Source organism: Pirellula sp. SH-Sr6A, from assembly GCF_001610875.1.
GTDB lineage: Bacteria > Planctomycetota > Planctomycetia > Pirellulales > Pirellulaceae > JBKCUI01.
In genome coordinates this window covers 2,487,077-2,505,574 of sequence record NZ_CP011272.1, presented here as the reverse complement: position 1 = coordinate 2,505,574, position 18,498 = coordinate 2,487,077, and the positions used below count along the sequence as shown (strand labels likewise).

Here is an 18,498-nt window from a genome sequence, read left to right as displayed (position 1 = left end):
TCGGTACACCAACCTGTTTTTTTGCCTATGGCTTTGTGGCAGTGCCTGGCGATTGAACAGGGAGAGATTCGCCCTCGATCAAAAGCAGCCTCCGACTCCCAGGTGTGATCGAAAAGGTTTGCGTTTGTCCTGTGGGCCACTGAACACGAACTGTTGTCGGTTCGGTTTTCCCCAAACCGAAATGGATGCGATTGCTGTAGTGGCTTTCGTATCCCCTCCCCGCATGAACAACGTGCTTGAGCCGTTTCGAGTCGGACCTCTCCAACTCCACCACCGCGCCCACCGCCATTCGATTGCTCTTTACCCCAACCAGCTGAACGAGCAACGACGGAGCACCGCTCGTCACAACCGTTCTACCGAGCGAGGGAGGAGCGTTCGTGTTCAAGACAATAATGTCGATATCGCCGTCGTTGTCCAAATCGTCGAACCCAGCCGATCGACTGCTTTCGACGATCTTCATGAAGTCGCCCGCCGAATCGGAGACGTTCTCAAATCGCCCGCGCCCGTTGTTGGCGAGCAAAAAGCTCTGCACCTTCACATCGGTCCGATCGTCGATGAATCGAAGGTTGGTCAAGAAGTGCCCGCATGCGTAGAAGAGATCGAGATCGCCGTCGTGATCGAAGTCGATCGGGCCCACTCCCCACTTCACATGCGGGAAAAGCTTTGGGTCGATCTTCGCAATGTTTGTGGAGTCACCAAATAAGCCAGGTCCGAGACATTCGAAATAGACCGGCATCTCGTCTTGATAAGTTGTGGTAAGGAAATCGAGCAATCCGTCGTGGTTCATGTCCGCGTATTCGACGGCCATGTTTCCATTCGCTTTGCCATTTCGGTCGAATCCGATGCCTGCCAAGATCGCCTCGTTGGTGAAGATGCCAGCTCCATCGTTGATGAGCAACGAATTCGGTTTTTGATCGTTCGCGACGAAAATATCCATGTCGCCATCGTCGTCGAAGTCTGCGGATAGCACCCCCATGCCAGGCGAACGAATCGCGGAGATCCCCGAGTGATCCGAGACGTCGGTAAAGTGTCCGTCTCCCTCGTTTCGATAAAGAAAGTGCTTCGCGGGCTCGTAGTCATTAGGTCCCACCGAAAACTCTTTGCCGTTGATCGTCCGGATCTTGTGCAGCTTCCAGTCAAACCGCACATAGCTCGCGGAGTAAAGGTCGAGGTCGCCATCGAGATCCATATCGAGGAAGGCACTACCTGCACCGAAGCGTTCTCCGGAAAAGAGACCTGCTCGGTCGGTGCGTTGGCGAAACGTTCCATCCCCTTCGTTCACATAAAAGACGTTCTCACCGAAGTTGGTAACAAAAAGATCCAAGTCACCGTCGTTGTCGAAATCACCAACGGTTGCTCCCATCCCATACTGTGCGTCTCCCACCCCTGCCTGCTCGGTAACATCTCGAAATTTCCAATCGCCCAAGTTTCGGTAGAGTCGGTTGGTCGCTGTTAGGTTGGGGGGAGTCCCAGGTAAAGGGGAACCATTGACCAAATAGATATCGATGAGTCCGTCGTTGTCGTAATCGAACAGAGCGAGTGCACCGATCACCGTCTCCATGATGTAGTGCTTGTTGTTGCTCCCATCGGTGTGAATAAAATCGATCCCCGCATCCTTCGGCTGGATCGTTTCGATCGTTGCGGAAAAGGGCTGCTGGGCGATCGCCTCGCTCTCGAACAGTCCCCAACAACTCAGGCCCGCCAATAGCCATCGCAGCGATCTTGCCGATCGATCTCGCTGTTGAAACAACCGAGCGATGGTTCGACGGTTCCGGTGGCGAGGGGTTGCGTATGGCAGAACGGGGGATTTCGGAAGAGATGAGGTGGCGATCATTGCGTGGGTTGAACCAGGACGTGCAGATGGTTTGCTTCAAGACTGGGGTGCTGTGTCACGCCATTATTCCATCGGACCTCCACCATTTCTACCTTGTCCATCGTTCCGAGGCCGAAATGGAGGCGGCTACCGTAATGACTTTGGTAGCTGCGACCGCTCCGCTTTTCCGCGAACTGCCATTTTCCATTCGTCTTCACGCGGACTTGGGCTCCCAGCGCGTCGCGGTTCATAGCTGTTCCAACCAGTTCCAATTGTAGCCAATTCCCCGCATGGGAAGATTTATTCTCCAGCAAGCTGGCAGGCGCGTCGCTGTTGAGAACGGCCGCGTCGATGTCCCCATCGTTGTCGAAATCATCAAAGGCCATGCCGCGTGTACTTTCCACTTGCTCCATCCCGCTTCCGGCCGTTGCGGTTCCGTTCTGAAAGAAACCGCGCCCGTCGTTCACCATCAGCGTATTGCGGACTTTGAAATCGGTAAGCTGTTCAACTTTCTTCGCCCAAGCAAAGAGGTGACCATTGCCCACCATCAAGTCGCGGTCGCCATCGTTATCGAAATCGCATAACCCCAGCCCCCAATTCACATGAGGCAGCAAATCTTTCCCAACCCGGCTTCGAAGAGCGATATCCTCAAACCCTAGTCCGTCAATATTGCGAAATAGCAACGGTACCTGCGCCGAGTAATCGGTGATAAACAAATCCTCCCAACCATCGTTGTCCAAATCGGCAGCATCCACCCCCATGCTGCCGACAATCTCTCCGGACGCAGCGTTGGCGACGCCGTAGAGGAGCGCCTCCTCGGTGAATACGCCCTTGCCATCGTTGATATACAGGAGGTTTGGTCGAGCGTCGGAGCAAACGAAGATATCGCTATCACCGTCTTGATCCAAGTCACCACAAATCGTCCCCATGCTCGGAGACCGAATCGCCGATAGCCCCCGTTTCTCGCTTTCATCGACGAATGTCCCATCGCCGCGATTGATCAATAGATGATCGGGGCGATAGGGAAAGTCACCTGGTCCCGGCGGATAGGGAAAGGAACTTTTGGAGGCGATCTGAAATCTTGGGAGAGTGAATTCAACATAGTCCGCCAAAAACAGATCGCTCAGTCCATCGCCGTTCGCATCCAAAAAACAAACGCCTGCACCGAATGCGATCGATACTTGGGAAATCCCGGATGTGGAGGAAGCGTCGACAAAGGTGCCATCCCCCATATTTCTCCAAAGGGAGGCAGATCCGAAGCTAGAGACCGCGATATCTTGGAACCCATCGTTATCCACATCGGCGATGGCAACGCCGAGGCCGAATGCGGTGGATTTCAGTTGCGATGCATCGGTTCGCCGAACCATCGAAGCATTCGTTTCGTTACGAAAGAGTCCGAATGGGGCGACAGAGGATCCATCGAGCTTGGCTCCGTTGAGGAAAAGGAGATCGATGCGGCGATCTCCATCGTAATCGAAGCTCGCCAAGCCGCTTCCCATCATCGAAACCAAATAGCCTTCCTCGCCGGCCATGTCGTCATGCTTGAAATCCAGTCCGCGAGCGAGGGAAGAGTCGACGAACGAAATCGCCGACTGACTCCAGGCTTTGCCAACTGCCAGTAGGCACACTCCAGCCACGAGCCAAGAAGCTACCTGTGTGAGAAAAGCTCGGGGCGGATGGAGCTTATGGAATTTGCTGAAAGCGTGGATCATTGGGAAAGAGAGCCTTGGCGGTGGCCAATGTTTTGAAGGCGGCTTGGTCCTTTTGAAGCCCTCGCAGTACGGCAATCCAAAGGAGGTAAGCATCGGGTGTTTTCATTTTGGAGGCAGCATCGGACGCGTAACGTTCTGCTTTGATTCCATCTCCTACTTCGAATGCGACGCGAGCTGTCTGCAGGCTTAGGTAACCGGTGGGATCGCGCCCCGCTCCCTGTTCGAGAGCGGAAATAGCAAGTCGGATATCCTGTTTGGACAATGCGAGACTGGCTAAATTGTTGTAATGGGCCATATTGTCCGGCTCCAAAACAAGTAATCGCTGATAGATGGGGATCGCTTCATCGAGCCGGCCTGATTTGCGAAGCATCTCGCCGAGACTCACCAAAATCCGAGTATTTGCCGGATTCATTTCCAGTCCGAAGACACGCCATTTTTCCGCAGACTGTGCATCGCCATGCGATTCGTAGACAGTCGCCAAAAGTCCATAGGTGTGGCTCGCAAATTGAGCAAACGACTCCTTGTAGGTCTCGTCGTCGATCTTGGGAGTGACCTTCTTTTGAGAATGTTGCTGGCGGACTGCGAGCCCCTCCTCACGTTTCCCCTGACGAATCAACGATGTTGACAGAGCCATCACTAAAGATTCGCCGCTATCCCCAAGCTCCATAGCGCGACGGGCGTTCGATTCCGCGGCGGCAAACTCACCTGCTTGATTCTGGGCTTGCGCGAGCAATGAAAGAAGCTTCGTTTCGTTCGAGTACTTCGCTAGCCCTTTCTTGAATAGGAGAATCGCTTCCTCGATCTCTCCTTGCTGCATCATCGCTGATCCCAACGTCTGGAATAGCTTGGCGTCGGAATCCGGTGCATCTTTTAGTTTTGATAGTCGCTCGATCGCTTGATCCTGTTTTCCGGTCTGAGACAGCAGAGCTGCGTACTCCACGGCAGTCTGGACAGACTGGGGCTGGAGTTGAAGCGAGCGTTCGAAGCACTCGGCAGCTTGCTCGGAGAGTTGGAGCTCCGCGTAGGTGATGCCTGCGATGCGATGCACGACGGCATCCTCTGCGAACTGGCTTCGTGCGCCCTCCAGTCTCTCCAGTAAATCGGCTTGCTCCAATTCGTTGTTGATCTTCCTTCCCTCCAAAGGAAGTACGACGCGGCGAGTCGGAATAGCGTTGGAACGAGTCTCAAGCTTTCGTTTGACAGCCTCAACCGAGTCGGTTTCCACCAGTGGAATGATCGCGGTGCTAGGTTCTTCGACGGGGGTAAGGGGGGTAAGGATCAAAGCGATGAGGAGAACGACCGAAGCGGCGACTGTCGCCGCGAGCAGAAGACCGAACCAGCGCGGAGTCTTTCCGTGCGCTCGCTCGAACGAGGAGACTGGTTTATCGGGATTGGCAGGTGCGAGACGGCGTCGAGCACTGGAATTTGGCATGGCAGCTCGAGCGGGCTGGGGCAGCGAAAAGGATCGCGGGGCTCCCTAGAAAAAGGAGCCGACAAAGGAATGGAATTCGTCAACAATATACAGCATAATCTTCCGCAATACTGCCGTGTAGGTAGTTTCATTTCCCTTGCACGGCATCCCGTCCCCTACGTACGGACCATTCGTACCCAACCTGAAGGAGCAATCGGTGGCAACAAAATGGGTGGCAGTCCTCTTGACAATCCTTTTGGGAAACTCTGCCGCCATCGCATGGCTCCTGCTTCACCCCGAAGGGATTTTGAAGGCTCGCTCTGTGTCCGATACGTCGGAGTCGATTGTCTTACCTGCTCGTCCCGCGACGACAGGGGGCGATACGCTCTCTCCGAATGCCGCATCGATTCAACAGATCCGCGACACTTCGTTTAACTTGGTGGAGCAAGTCGCCCGCAATCACCTGCAAGATCCGGATGCTCTTTGTCTTCTTGGTAAAGTTCATTTGCGAGCGGGGAACCCCACCGGCGCTGTGGAGATTTGGGAAGCGGTTCTCGCTCGTTTCCCCGACCATGCCGAGCCTTGGGTCGATCTCGGCTTTTATGAGCAGATGCAGGGTAAGCTTGACGCGGCAGAGAAATACTTTTCCCAAGCGATGCTCCTTGCACCCGACAGACTCGATGTCTTGGAAGCTCTCGGAAAGGTTTATCTAGCCAAGGAGGATTGGAAGGGAGCCATGAACGCTTGGTTCGAATGCCTTTCGCGAAACGATTCCCCTGCAATCCGCAATCAGATCGCGCTCGCGGCGATCATGGTAAAAGATACGGAATTGGCCATCAACCAATATTCCGAATCCCTCGTGATGGATCCTAGCAATCGCGATGCGACGATCGGATTGGTGCAACTTTTTGCTAAAGCCGGCAACAAAGAACGCGCGAAACGGTACGAGAGAAGGCTTTCGATTCTCGATAAAGAACGCCGACCAGGCGAGGAAGTGGGGCCGCGTGCTGATACCGACCTCGAGAAGGTACAGGGTTTTGCGAGATTTGCGTTCTCCGAAGCGATCCGGTTGCTTGAGCGACACGGCGATTACGAGGACGCGTTGACCGCTCGAGAGCAATTGGTACAGCTGATTCCAACCGAGAAATCGCTTCTGGAGTCGCTGATCCAAGAATACGGTCGCCGCAATCGATTGGAACGAGGGACCGCGTTTCTAAAGCAACTCGCGACATCGAGGCCGAACGATCCGAGGATCGGACTGGCGTATGCAAAATGGAGTTTGCGGCAAAGGGCTTTCACGGAAGCCGAGGCGAGTTTGGCAAAGGTGATTGCTGTCCAAAGCGAGAATGCTGAAGCGTATGCGCTGTTGGCCCAAACCCAGATGCCCAAAGATCGGAATCCACAAAAGGGAGTTGAGCATGCGTTGAAAGCCCTCGATCTGGACAGCAGCTCTTTCCACGCGTACTTGGTCGCGACTTCCTACTACAACGTCGGAGATAAAGCGAAGACTCGGGAGTACCTTCAAAAGGCGCTGGAGCTGGATCCTAATAATCTAGAAGCCAAGAATGCGATCGAAAGGCTCGTCAATGAATAACGGGATCGTCAAAATCATCGCGGCAGCACTGGGTTGTTTCTTTCTGGGATGCCATGCGGAATCCAACGATGCCGATGCCCCGTTGCGAGAGTCGGCCGCTTCCCTTACCAAGCCCCCACCCACGGAGCCGATTCCCTCTCCCACATCCGCTACCTTCGCGATTCGTTGGACAGACTGGACACAGCGATCAGGTATCGACTTTGTGCACACCTACGACGGCTTTGGAGAACGGTACATCATCGAGACGGTAGGAGGTGGGATGGCATCGCTCGACTACGATCTCGACGGAATGGTCGATGTGTACTTTTTGAACGGTTCGACTATTCCCCAGCAGCCGGACGATATCTCTCCGAACAAACTCTACCGCAACCGTGGTGACATGCACTTTCAAGATGTGACGAAAGCTGCGAACGGTGGAGTGGAAGAATTCGGCATGGGCGTTTGCGTGGCGGACTTCGATAACGACGGATTCTTTGATTTGTTTACCAACAACTACGGGGCCAATCGCTTTTTACGAAACAATGGGGATGGAACATTTACCGATATCGCGTCGAAGCTTGGTTTGGCCCTCGAAGACGACATGGGTGCAGGTGTTTGCTTTTTTGATGCCAATCGGGACGGCGCCTTGGATTTGTACATCGCCAACTACGTTGAGGATCCTGTTTCGAAGAATATCAAACGGACCACCGAAGGGTTTCCCAGCTATCCCGGACCGCTCGATTTTCGCGGAGGCCAGGACCGTTTTTATTTGAGCCGCGGCGATGGAACTTTTGTGGATCACACCAAGGAGGCGGGCTTCGATGGCTTCTTCACGACATCGATGGGAGTTTTGGCCGCAGACCTGGATTGCGACGGCGATGAGGACCTCGTCGTCGTGAATGATGTCGATAAGAATCTTCTTTTCCTCAATGATGGTCATGGGAGCTTCGAGGAATGCGGTGTGACCAACGGAGTCGCCTTCGCCTACGACGGGAGGATGAATGGCAATATGGGTATTGATGTCGGTGACATTGATAATGACGGATTGCCCGACCTCTATAGCACTACATTTAGCAATGAGTACCCTGTCCTGTACCGCAACTTGGGAGGGGCGATGTTTGAAGATGCGTTGCTCGCCACAAATGCTGGAAAAGATCTCTTTCCCCACGCGAACTGGGGGGTAGCAATCTTTGACATGGAAAACGACAGCGACAAAGATATCTTCGTAGCCAATGGTCATACCGATCCGATGGTCCAATCGTGGGCCTACACGACCGCGTGGAAAGTGAAGAACTCTGTCTTCGAGAATCAAGGGACAGGACGATTTCGAAGTCTGGGGGAGGAAGTCGGCGATGGTCTCCAAGCAGTCGAAAGCAGCCGTGGGATGGTCGCTGAGGACTTCGACAATGATGGAGATCTGGATGTCATCCTTCTCAACTCCAAATCAGGCGTCACCGTTCTCAAAAACGATTCGCAATCGGGGGCTTGGGTGCAGCTAGCATTTCGTGGGACTCGATCGGCGCGAGATGGCACTGGAGTTCGCGTCGATTTTTCTCAGGGGAATCGGCAGTTTGTGGATCAAGTCCTCACGAGCCGTTCCTACCAAAGTAGCTTTGGGAATCGGATTCATGTCGGCCTCGGAGCGGAGATGGCAATCGGAACGCTGCGAATTCATTGGCCCAGCGGGGTCACCGAGTCGATCGACGGAGTGGGAGCAGGAGCCCGTTTGCTACTGGTCGAGCCCTCTCCTCCCGCCTCAGAACTGCATCGTGAACCCGCCGAGCCATCCTCTCTCCGAGATGTCACCCTGAATTGATCTTGCGCTAACCTCCTAGATTTGCTATTGCTCCTAGGTCGTTGAATTGTTGGCGCGTCTGAAATTCCAGCCTCCAAAAGCTAACCTTTGAAATTCTAACCCGGCGTTCCAAAACGCTTGCCATGTCTCAGTCTCTTTGGATCAGCCCTATTCGCAAAACCTTGCCCTGCGCGCGGATTCATGTGCAGGCCTTGGGGGTTTTGTGCTTGGTGCTCATCGGTGCAACGGGATGTCAAAAATGGCCTGGGAGCCAGCAGGCGAGTCAATTCCAGATCGATCGCGAACGATTGCTTGGAGAGTTTCGCGCCGAAAAGAAGCGTGCGGAGGATCTTGCAGCGAGAAATCGCATGCTGGAGCAGCGGTTGGCCGAATCGGAGAAGGCGATTGCTCGCCAGAATCTGGCCGACGGTCGCGCGTCGAGTCGAGGCCGTGTTGGGTCGGAGTTGCGTATAGGCAACGATCGAGAGCTGGCCAGCCGCAATGGATCCTCTGGATCTGCATTATCGAGCGTCAACACATCGCGGGCCATGGCGAACCCATCTCGAATTCCGAACGGACGAGGACTTCCCGATACGAGAACCGGAGTCGAAGGTCAGTTCACGTCGACTGGTTCCGAATTCGCAGATCCGATGCCAGCCAAGGATCAGTGGCGGCCTCGCTCTAGATAGTGAGAGAAGAGATCTGTTTCTCTTCCGGGTAGAGATGATCCTCCACCGCATGCTCACCGATCAAAAGCCCCTGCGTAGGCGTTTCGGATCTCGTTGTCGTGCGATGCCGATTCGGCCATGGCGGATTGGAAGCTTGCTTTGCTAAGCGAGCAGATATACGAGTCCTCGTTCGCATAGACGCTGGCGTTTCGCGGGCGTCCTGTGAGAAGGGCGGCTTCGCCAAAATGATCGCCAGCATGCAGGGTCGCCACGTTAACTTCGGGGGTGCCGCGTCGCACGGTTACGGAGCCTTGGCGAATCAAGAAGAAGCGATCGCCCGGATCCATCTCTCGAATGATTCTTGTTCCTGCGGGGACCAATTCGATCGTCATTTCGTCTGCGATGCGTGTTAATGTCCGAGGCGTGACCCGTTCGAATACGCCGCACTTCGCCAGCATCTGAGTCAGGATAGCGGCTTCTTTCATCAAAGCATCGCTGCGAATGCGGCCATCGACCAACGTCACAATTCGATCAGCCACATCGAGAATTCGATTGTCATGGGTGACCATGAGGATCGTCGTTTGCTGCTCCATCGCAAGTCGCTGAAGAAGTTCGACGACCATGCGTCCGCTTTGTTCGTCGAGGGCGGCTGTCGGTTCATCAGCGAGAACCAGTTTGGGTTGATGAACCAAACCGCGGGCGATGGCGACTCGTTGTTTCTGTCCGCCGGAGAGCTGCTTGGGTTTGTGATGGATTCGGTTGCCCAATCCAACCTTTTCTAGCATGTCCTTCGCTTTGGCATTCCAATCGCGGTTGTTTCCGTCCTTTTGGTGGAGTTCGAGCGACATCCGAACATTCTGCTGCGCAGTGAGGGACTCGAACAGATTGTGCGCTTGGAAGATGAACCCGATATCGCGGCGAAAATCTTGCAGGGCGGATGCCGATGCCCCTTGGAGGGCCCGCCCCAGTACTTCAAGGCTTCCTGCCTGAACCGTTCGCAACGCACCGATGAGGGTTAGAAGAGTTGTTTTGCCCGATCCGCTTGGACCGGTCATGATGATGATTTCGCCGGGATAGACGGTCAGGTTGTTGTCAAACAGAATCTGCTTGCGAAGCTCTCCTTCTCCAAAATGATGCTGGAGATCCATCGCTCGGATCGAAGGCGTCGCACCTTGGGCGAGCCGAATGCGGGATTGCGGATCAAAGAGGGTTGCCCGCTGAACTTTACCTGGCTCCATATTGCGTCTCGATAATGAACCTCTCGATCGGAGGTGGATACGAGTTTTTCATGCCTAATTTTCGATGGAAAGCTTCCTGCATCGGTTCAGAGTGTAACCTATGAAGTTAGGGATCGGCGCTTCGGGTCCGAAAATGTGACAAAGTCCGATCGATCGTTGCCATCCTTCTTCGTTGCTCAACCCACCGTCGCTCTGCGCTCCATGTTTAGCCTACGAAGCTTGCTGTCGGAATTTCAAAACGAGAGGAATGCGGGTCGAGTCTTTCGATCTCTCGCCTGGGTGGCAATTGGAGCCGTTTCAGGGTGCTCTTCTTCCAACTGGATTGGTCCCGCGGCGGGGATCCCGGTATCCGACTCGTCACCAGCCATGCTAGCGCTCGCCACACTCGAGCCTCAGACGCGTTCCACCGCGACCACGAATGCTTCTACTGCCAAGGGCGAGATCCATGCCCAAGGGAAGCTGATGCCGGCTCGCGGCATTGCGAGATTGAGCGGGCTACCAGGGGATCGCGTGGAGTCGGTCCTGGTCCGAGCCGGGCAGAAAGTGAAAGCCGACGATCCGTTGGCCATCATGCAAAGCCAAAAAGTTCGATCGCTTGAACTGGAGGCGTTAGAACTCAAGATCCGAGAGGCGGAAGTAGCGTTTCAAGCGAGATTGCGAGAACTGCAGATCGCCATTCAATCCGCGGATGCCAAGGTGCAAGCGGCCAAGCAATTCGAAACACTCGCTGCCACTCAAAAAAACCAATCGATGCAGTCGCTTCGCCAGGTCGACGCGTTGGCGGAACAAGTCGTTCGACTGAGGCGATTGCGAGAAGACCCGCTCACCCGCGCGGCGGTGGGAGCCATCGAGCTCGAGACCAAGGAGCTTGAAGTCGAAAAGGCTCGGCTTCAAGCCGAACAAGCCGTCCAAGCCGCCGATCACCAAATCGAGCAATCGAAGCTGCAGACAAAAACGGCTACGGAGGCATACCTCGCAGCCAAAGAAACTTGGGAAGAGACCCAGAAGAATTCCCCTACGCTTTCGTTGGAGAAACAAGCCGCGGTCCTGCGACTGCAAGGGGACGAGAGCACGTTGCGAGCACCTTACGACGCCATCGTTCTCCAGGTGTTGACCGAACGTGGTGAAAGAACGACTACCTTGCCCGTGGTCGAAATCGCGGACGTTTCCAAGATGGTTTGTATCGCGGAAGTCTACGAGGCGGATGTCCCTCGCATTCAGGTTGGAGATGCCGCAACCATTCGATCGTCGGCGTTGACTTCGGAGCTCCGTGGGACCGTCGCTCGGATCGATCGCGTAGTCGGAGCTGCACAGCTTCGTTCACCTAACCCGATGGCGCGATCGGATTTCCGAGCGATCGGAGTTTGGATTGAGATCGATCCCTCGCAAACCGAACAAGCGGCTGAGCGGATTCAACTGCAGGTCGACGTGACCATTCGCAGTGACCTATAACGAATCATGCGATCCAGGAGAGCGATAAGCCCCCCTGGCAATTATCGCTCCCCCGAATCGCATGATGCGTGTCTTGGAGTTGTCTAACTCGTTTGTCTGGACTAATTCGTCTGAACTAGTAACGGTACTGAAGACCGTAGCTGAGGCTATGCAACGAGTAGTTCGATTCGACCAAATTGAATCGAGGTGTCGCGGCGCCCGAAGGTGGATTTCCTAAGTTGGAAGCGAGCTGTGGGTCGAGTTGGTCTCCCACCCGAGCCGCCTTCGGCAAGGTGAGGAACGAGTAACCGACGGTCGCTTCGAGACCGCGAGTAATTCGATAGCCAAGGTTCACAGCGACCTCCGGCGAGACGACAAAGGTATTCGTTTCGTAGATACCTTCGTTGGTGTTTCGTGCGAGCAATCCATTGGTAGAACTGCTCGTGCTGGGCGGGTTCCCCGGTACTGTAATCTGAGAAGCACCCCGAATACTGACTTCGCGATCAACATTTCCCAGACCGAGCTTTGCCATCGCGCCGAGACTCCAACATCCCTCTCGAAGATGGGTGTTGAATCCGAAGGCCGCGCCGTGGTAACGATTGGATGTGGCAAAGTGATCTTCGAGGATCGAAATCGTTCCTGTCGGGGCTGGAGTGTTCGTCAAGGCTGTCGACGACGAAACCAGGGAAAGAGATTCTTCGAGGCGCATCATTTGGTAGCCCGCCAAGAACTCAAATCGACCTGCATGATCTTGATGGATGGTTTTTCGATAGAGCACATCGCCACCGTAGACATCGCTGGTGATATTGGCTGCGATCGATCCGGAGGTACTGCCGGGATACTGGATCGCGATGGTGGATTGGGCATTGTCCGCAGTGCTAAAAAAGGGACGCATCACCACGGGCTCTCCGGTGCTCGCACTGTTATACGTCTCCGAGTTACTCGAAGCGTCGAACAGCCGGATCATGAAGCCGCGTGTTCGGCATGGATCGAAAAAGAGACCGATCTCGCCTCGGATCCCTTGCGTGGAATCGTCGAGTACCTCGCGTCCTCCGAACAAGGGAATTGTGTCGCTGCGGCCGATTAGTCCGTCGGTGGCGGGATCATTAGCGGGTCGTCGGGTGGTAACCAACGCGGGGAGGTTTTGTCCATCAGCCCAAAACGTAGCCGCTTCGACGCGGAATTGCGAAAACCGAAGCATCGATCCCAAAACACCGAGGGGGTGTACGACATTTCCGGGCCCGCATGAATCGCACGCTTCCGGCTGGAAGCGGTAGGCCTCAGGCTCGTAAAGAGTGGAGTGTTCATCGAGGACCGGCTCTTCATGAACCATTTCGATCGGGTGAGCCGAGTGGGATCCCCCGTGAGCTTGGCAATTTTTGCAAGCAGCTTGCTCCACGGCGTTAGAGGGGGAAGGGGCAGGTCGCGAGCTCGCAGCAGATCTCTGGGATGAAGCAGGACGGGCTACCACTCGTACCGGTTCGGCCAGATTGTCGCGGGTGACTTTTTCGGCGGAGGCTTTGCGAATGGTCGCCGGGGCGGTTGTTCGAGAGGGACGCGTGGAGTTACGGCTCGACACAGACGTCTTGGTCGAACCCTCGCTGTTGCTCTGCGCTTGAGCGAGACTTGGAAATGCCAAGCCTGCAGCGAGCAGTGCAACTAGTTGGAGTCGGCGGCGAACGGTGGCTGATGACATGCTTTCCTCAGCGGATGGGAGGGCGCGGATGTTTTGTAGTTGGGATGGACGTTAGCGATTGTGAGGTCCGTAGGGTATGGATCGGATATTCCGGCTGAAGAGATTAAGTAATCCTGGTAGATTTTGCGGGCGAGTGATCGGAAGCTCGACGTTGCGGCTTGGGCAAATTCTCCGGCTCCTGGCATTCAACGCGTTGCAAAAGGGGGCGTTTCGCCGATAGCAAAAGGGATGATAGGACGCTTGAAGAAAAGGGATTTTCCATGCGAGTAAGAAAACCGGGGATCGCGTTGCTAGTTGTGTTGGCCTCGTCGTCGGCGACTTATGCCGATTGGCCTTGGAAACACAAAGCGAGCGTGGATCGAGCTCGCAACAACGCTTGGCCGCAGCCGTTTCGAGCTGCGGATGCTCAAGCGGTCGTCGCACCCTTTGAAATCATGAAAGCCAACGGCTGGCGCGAGAACAACACGCTAGGCAGTCTGCTTTTCTCGCAAGAAGACGAATTGAGCGAAGCGGGCAAACTCAAGATCCAGTGGGTTCTCGTCCATGCCCCGCAAAGCCAGCGTGTCATTTATGTCAAATCGGGATCGACGAAGGAGTCGACCGATGCGCGTGTGGAAAGCGTACAACTCGCCGTCTCGGCACTGATGCCCACCGGCGCTTTGCCGCAGATTTTGGTCACGGAAATCGATCCACCGACCTCCTCGGGCGTTTACCAGAATCTCGTCCATCGCGCCCTCATTAGGACGACGCCAGCCCCCCGCTTGAGTACCTTCACCGGGTTGAACACCCCGTCGAAGCAGATGGTGGCTCCGAACGCGGCCCAAGATGGGACTGCCAGCGGGTCCAAGTAGCGAATGTGGACTTCGGTTGTCACTCAAGGCAACCCCCAAACGAAAAATTTTTTTCGCACCATCGGAACGATTCCGAGCAGACTGTGTTTAGCAAAGAAGGCTTTAAATTGTAGGTTGGCCTCTTGTCTGTCTTATTTTCCTCTCTGAGGTTGCGAAAATGCGATTCCGTAATTGGTTAAGTTATTCTCTTTTGTTGGGTTGTTTGGTCGCAGTTCCTTGCTCGATCGCTACCGCACAGCCACCGGGAGGTCAGCGCGGTCAGGGAGGTCCTGGCGGTCGCGGCGGGTTCGGTATGGGTATGGGAGGTGGTTTGTCGGGCATTCTTGGCATGCCGACCGTTCAAGAGCACTTGAAGCTGGACGACACGCAAAAATCAGAGTTGCGTGAAGCACAAGAGTCGATGCGTGAAGAGCAAAACAAGCTTCGCGAAGAGATGCGGAACAGCGTCCAGGGTGGAGACACTCAAGGGGGTGGCCGCGGTCGGGGCGGATTCCCAGGCATGTCGGAAGAAATGCGTGCCAAGATGGCGGAGATGGCAGCCAAGGCCGATTCGAAGATCCAAGATATTCTCGATCCCACCCAGTTCGACCGTCTGCTCGGCATTTTTGCCCAACAGGACGCCGTTCGTGCGCTGAATCACAAACTCATTGCAGAGCGACTTGTGATCACCGAAGAACAAAAAGGAAAGATGAAGACCGTTGAAGAGGAATCAGGCGAGAAGCTTCGCGAAATGTTCACCGGTGGTGGCGGACGCCCAGGTCCTGAAATGTTTGAGAAAATGCAGGCCGCTCGCAAGGAAACCGAAGAGAAGATCGTAGGCGTGCTGACTGCCGATCAAAAGAAGAAGTTCGATGAGCTCAAGGGGGAAAAGTTTGAGCTTCCACAATTTGGAGGTCCGGGAGGCCCTGGTGGACCTGGCGGTCGCGGTGGCCGAGGTGGAGATCGCGGTCCAGACCGAACCTAATCGATCTTAAGAATCGTTGGAATGAAATCGAGCTCGCATCCCCTGCGAGCTCGATTCGTTTAAGAAGCCATTGGTTCCACTCTTGTTCGCGGTCACCTTCCCTTCGCGGTCACCTCCTTCACGAAGAACTTGAGTATTCCGGGGCGAATCCCAGGCCAAGCCGAAGAATCGATTCCATCGGTGCCGATAGATAGGAATAGGCGGAGGGGAGTCGATGAGATTGCTTTCTGTTTTTCGATCGAGAATTGGCGCGATTGTCCGTCGGCAGAGCTAGAATGGAGAGGGTTTCCGCTCCGCTTCCTCAACGACCGCATCGCGTTGTTCGCGTTGTTCATCCTCGTTGATCGTCATCACGGTAATGATTGCACTGAGTTTCAGCGCGATGCCAAAAACGCAAAGCGACAACGGCTCGCTACGTGCACGACAACGATTGGGTAAATACCGAATAGAGCGTCGTATCGCACAGGGCGGCTTTGCGCACGTCTATCAAGCGCTCGACACGATCGAAGGTGTTCGCGTCGCACTGAAAATGCCACACCAGTACAACGTGACGGCGAGTATGTTGGATACATTCCAACGAGAAGCCCGCTTGGTGGCTAAGCTGGATCATCCCAATATCCTGCCCCTGAAGGACGCGAGCTTCATCGATGGGCGATTTGTGATCGCGAGCAAGCTGGGCGAGAAGACGCTGAGCGATCGACTTCGCAATCGCGTTTCCTTTTCAACGGCTATCTGCCTCATCGATCAAATGATTGACGCCGTGGCCTATGCCCATCGAAACAAGATTATCCACTGCGATATCAAACCCGATAACATGATTCTCTTGCCAGATGGGCGATTGCAATTGACCGATTTCGGCATTGCGAAGGTCGCACAGCGAACGATCGTAAAAACGATGATCGCGTCCGGTTCGGGGACGGTCGGATATATGGCACCAGAACAAGCGATGGGGAGGCCGAGCGCGCGTTCCGATGTGTTCTCGCTCGGATTGATCATGTACCGCATTCTGACCGGACATCTTCCTGAATGGCCCTTCGATTGGCCTCCGACTGGCTATACCACCCTTCGTCGCAAAGCGCACCCCGATTTGATCGCAGTGATTCGTCGATCGTTGGAGATGCGACCGGCCCGCCGCTACCGCGATGCGAACGATCTGCTAAGAGCGTTCCGAGTCGTAAAAGCGCGGTCATTAAAATTCGCCGCGCGAAAAAGCGCCCGGGGCAGCCTCTAGACTCACAGGTGTCGGTCGCCAACCATCGGCGGTCTTCAGCGCGTGGATCTGCACACTCCAGCCCGCACTCTCCCGGTGACCCGTGTGATAAAATGGAGCGGACCATGCCCTCGATTTGGTCTCTCTTTGTCTCCCTCCATCTCGCATCTGTAGGATCGCTCCATGAAACGCGCGCAGTTTGTACGCCGGGTCTCTCTCGCTGTTCCCTTGCTCTTCAGCTCTTGCCTCTTCCTTGCGGGAAAGGTTGCAGGAGCGGAACCGATTGCAAAAGAAAGCACGCCAACCGCGATCCCGCTTTGGGACAAAGGAGCCCCTGGTTTCGAGGCGAGGGCCAAGGAACCGGAACGTGAGGACATCGGTCCAGGCAAGTGCAATGTGACCAACATTCACAATCCATCGATCGTCCCTTATCTACCAGACAAGGGAAAGGGAACGGGGACCGCTGTTCTGATCGCGCCGGGTGGCGGACATCGCATGCTTTGCATGGGGCACGAAGGATACTCGCTCGGGGAATGGTTTGCTTCGCAAGGCATCGCCGCTTTCGTATTGAAGTACCGATTAGCGCGCGAAGAAGGCTCTACTTACACGATCGATGATCATGCGATGGCTGACACGCGGCGCGCTCTCCAGATGATCCGTGCCAAGGCGAAGGAGTGGGAGATTCGGACCGATCGCATCGGAGTGCTCGGCTTCTCTGCGGGAGGGGAATTAGCCGCTCTAGCAGCGATGCAACCTGTCGAAGGAGCCGCCTCATCCGCCGACCCCATTGAGCGTGTTTCGAGCCGGCCCGACTTCCAAGCCCTCATCTATCCAGGGAGTTCAAAACGCTTCACCGTGGAAAAGGAAATGCCTCCCGTCTTCATTGCGTTGGGCTATAAAGACCGGGATGATATCGCGATCGGGATGGCTGAGGTCTATCTCAAATACAAAAAGCTTGGCGTTCCCGCCGAGCTTCATATTTATTCGAATGCAGGACATGGCTTTGGCTACCGCCCCGAGGCCAAGGCTGCTTATGGAGCGTGGCCCGTCCGCTTCGCGGAATGGCTCACCGATTGCGGACTTCTGTCCCGTCCGTAACGCGCGACCAAGATAGCTTGGCCGACTCAATATTCTTTTACTCGATTGCGGGCTTGGCCTTCTCGCCACCCGCTTTGGATGCTTCGGCAGGTGAGGCCTCTTCCGTAGGCTTGTCGATCGATCCAGCTGACTCGGATGCTCCCTCTTCGTCCGGCGTTGCCGTGATCACCTTGGGTAGCTCCTTCCCTTTGGGCACGAACAGCATCGAGACGCTATTGACGCAGTGACGCGTATTTTTGGCGGTCATGCGTTCCCCTTCGAAGACGTGGCCCAGGTGGCCGCCGCAGTTCTTGCAAAGGATCTCGACTCGATAGCCATCTGCGTCGATCACGCGTTTTACCGAGCCCTTGATTTCGTCGTCAAAGCTAGGCCATCCGCAACCGCTGTGAAACTTGTCTTTGGAATTGTAAAGGGGTGCGTTGCAGCGTCGGCAGATGTAAGTCCCGTCCGCTTTGTAATCGGTGTACTTGCCGGTGAATGCTCGCTCGGTCCCTTTATAGAGAATGACGCGCTCTTCTTCTGATGAGAGTCGGTTGAACATGGGGAGTCCTGTCTTCTTATTGATCTTCCCGGTTGCCTTCTTCGTGGTCTTCTCGTCCGAAGACTTTTCAGCCGTTACGCTGTCTTTGGTCGCAACGGAATCCTTGGGGTCCGCTTTTGGGGGATCCGCAGCGATCATCCAACCGCAGCCTGCCGCTACAAATAAACCTGGTGCCAACCATTGCATCTTAAGCATCCTCGACCTCCTAATGGGATTAAGGACTTTTGGAAAGTTATTCTGTCTGACTCTAGTATAGGCGCGCGTCCAGCCATTTCCAATGTCGATGCGGCTTGACCAAACCGTTCTTCCCGGCTAATCTCCTACCAAATCGGGGGTTGCCTGCCCGATTTCTTGCGGATGTGGCGGAATTGGCAGACGCGCTAGACTCAGGATCTAGTGGCCTAATACATACGGCCGTGGAGGTTCGATTCCTCTCATCCGCACTGTCCTCCCATCTGCACAGTACTGGGTAGTACTGAGCTGAGCTGTCCTGAACG

The 18,498-nt window shown here is 55.1% G+C and carries 15 protein-coding genes and 1 tRNA gene; 9 read left to right on the top strand and 7 right to left on the bottom strand.

Going from position 1 to position 18,498, the window contains the following annotated elements; all coding sequences use genetic code 11:
* Positions 1-25: 25 nt before the first annotated feature.
* From VN12_RS09800 to VN12_RS09790, 3 genes are read right to left on the bottom strand one after another with little or no spacing between them, the layout of a single operon-like run.
* A complete protein-coding gene (locus VN12_RS09800) occupies positions 26-1,834 on the bottom strand; it encodes a CRTAC1 family protein (RefSeq protein WP_146676646.1) in 1,809 nt (602 codons plus the stop codon).
* The gene (locus VN12_RS09795; protein ID WP_168164317.1) at positions 1,831-3,525 is read right to left on the bottom strand and encodes a CRTAC1 family protein; all 1,695 of its coding nucleotides are present in this window, start codon (positions 3,523-3,525) and stop codon (positions 1,831-1,833) included. The genes VN12_RS09800 and VN12_RS09795 overlap by 4 nt, the downstream gene beginning before the upstream one ends.
* Positions 3,497-4,957: a tetratricopeptide repeat protein gene (locus VN12_RS09790; protein WP_146676644.1), complete on the bottom strand. Its 1,461-nt coding sequence runs from the start codon at positions 4,955-4,957 to the stop codon at positions 3,497-3,499. Before VN12_RS09790 ends, VN12_RS09795 begins: the two co-directional genes overlap by 29 nt.
* Positions 4,958-5,153: 196 nt before the next feature.
* On the opposite strand from VN12_RS09790, the gene VN12_RS09785 reads away from it, so the two are divergent.
* The 3 genes from VN12_RS09785 to VN12_RS09775 all read left to right on the top strand — a co-directional run bounded on the left by VN12_RS09785 (position 5,154) and on the right by VN12_RS09775 (position 8,993).
* Positions 5,154-6,530: a tetratricopeptide repeat protein gene (locus VN12_RS09785; protein WP_168164316.1), complete on the top strand. Its 1,377-nt coding sequence runs from the start codon at positions 5,154-5,156 to the stop codon at positions 6,528-6,530.
* A complete protein-coding gene (locus VN12_RS09780) occupies positions 6,523-8,325 on the top strand; it encodes a CRTAC1 family protein (RefSeq protein WP_168164315.1) in 1,803 nt (600 codons plus the stop codon). Before VN12_RS09785 ends, VN12_RS09780 begins: the two co-directional genes overlap by 8 nt.
* Before the next feature lie 122 nt (positions 8,326-8,447).
* Positions 8,448-8,993 (top strand): hypothetical protein, encoded by a 546-nt coding sequence (locus VN12_RS09775; RefSeq protein ID WP_146676641.1) that lies wholly within the window; start codon positions 8,448-8,450, stop codon positions 8,991-8,993.
* 53 nt (positions 8,994-9,046) lie between these two features.
* On the opposite strand, the gene VN12_RS25770 is transcribed toward VN12_RS09775, so the two are convergent.
* Positions 9,047-10,210, bottom strand: coding sequence for an ATP-binding cassette domain-containing protein (locus VN12_RS25770; protein ID WP_168164314.1), 1,164 nt, complete (start codon positions 10,208-10,210; stop codon positions 9,047-9,049).
* Positions 10,211-10,411: 201 nt separating this feature from the next.
* On the opposite strand from VN12_RS25770, the gene VN12_RS09765 reads away from it, so the two are divergent.
* Positions 10,412-11,662: an HlyD family efflux transporter periplasmic adaptor subunit gene (locus VN12_RS09765; RefSeq protein WP_146676640.1), complete on the top strand. Its 1,251-nt coding sequence runs from the start codon at positions 10,412-10,414 to the stop codon at positions 11,660-11,662.
* A 115-nt stretch (positions 11,663-11,777) separates the two neighbouring features.
* Here the strand turns inward: VN12_RS09765 and VN12_RS09760 are convergent, their stop codons facing one another.
* Positions 11,778-13,337: a BBP7 family outer membrane beta-barrel protein gene (locus VN12_RS09760; RefSeq protein ID WP_146676639.1), complete on the bottom strand. Its 1,560-nt coding sequence runs from the start codon at positions 13,335-13,337 to the stop codon at positions 11,778-11,780.
* A 260-nt stretch (positions 13,338-13,597) separates the two neighbouring features.
* On the opposite strand from VN12_RS09760, the gene VN12_RS09755 reads away from it, so the two are divergent.
* The gene (locus tag VN12_RS09755) at positions 13,598-14,188 is read left to right on the top strand and encodes a hypothetical protein (RefSeq protein WP_146676638.1); all 591 of its coding nucleotides are present in this window, start codon (positions 13,598-13,600) and stop codon (positions 14,186-14,188) included.
* 157 nt (positions 14,189-14,345) lie between these two features.
* Positions 14,346-15,152 (top strand): hypothetical protein, encoded by an 807-nt coding sequence (locus VN12_RS25765; protein WP_168164313.1) that lies wholly within the window; start codon positions 14,346-14,348, stop codon positions 15,150-15,152.
* A 92-nt stretch (positions 15,153-15,244) separates the two neighbouring features.
* On the opposite strand, the gene VN12_RS09745 is transcribed toward VN12_RS25765, so the two are convergent.
* A complete protein-coding gene (locus VN12_RS09745) occupies positions 15,245-15,487 on the bottom strand; it encodes a hypothetical protein (RefSeq protein WP_146676637.1) in 243 nt (80 codons plus the stop codon).
* Positions 15,488-15,534: 47 nt separating this feature from the next.
* Between VN12_RS09745 and VN12_RS09740 the strand changes: the two genes are divergently transcribed.
* Positions 15,535-16,383 (top strand): serine/threonine-protein kinase, encoded by an 849-nt coding sequence (locus VN12_RS09740; protein ID WP_146679865.1) that lies wholly within the window; start codon positions 15,535-15,537, stop codon positions 16,381-16,383.
* 162 nt (positions 16,384-16,545) lie between these two features.
* Entirely contained in the window at positions 16,546-17,460 is a 915-nt protein-coding gene (locus VN12_RS09735; protein WP_146676636.1) for an alpha/beta hydrolase, read from the top strand.
* Between the two features lie 37 nt (positions 17,461-17,497).
* On the opposite strand, the gene VN12_RS09730 is transcribed toward VN12_RS09735, so the two are convergent.
* On the bottom strand, positions 17,498-18,196 hold the full coding sequence (locus VN12_RS09730) for a methionine-R-sulfoxide reductase (protein ID WP_205855241.1): 699 nt from the start codon (positions 18,194-18,196) through the stop codon (positions 17,498-17,500).
* A 158-nt stretch (positions 18,197-18,354) separates the two neighbouring features.
* Between VN12_RS09730 and VN12_RS09725 the strand changes: the two genes are divergently transcribed.
* A tRNA-Leu gene (locus VN12_RS09725) sits at positions 18,355-18,444 on the top strand.
* The last annotated feature ends 54 nt before the right edge of the window (positions 18,445-18,498 follow it).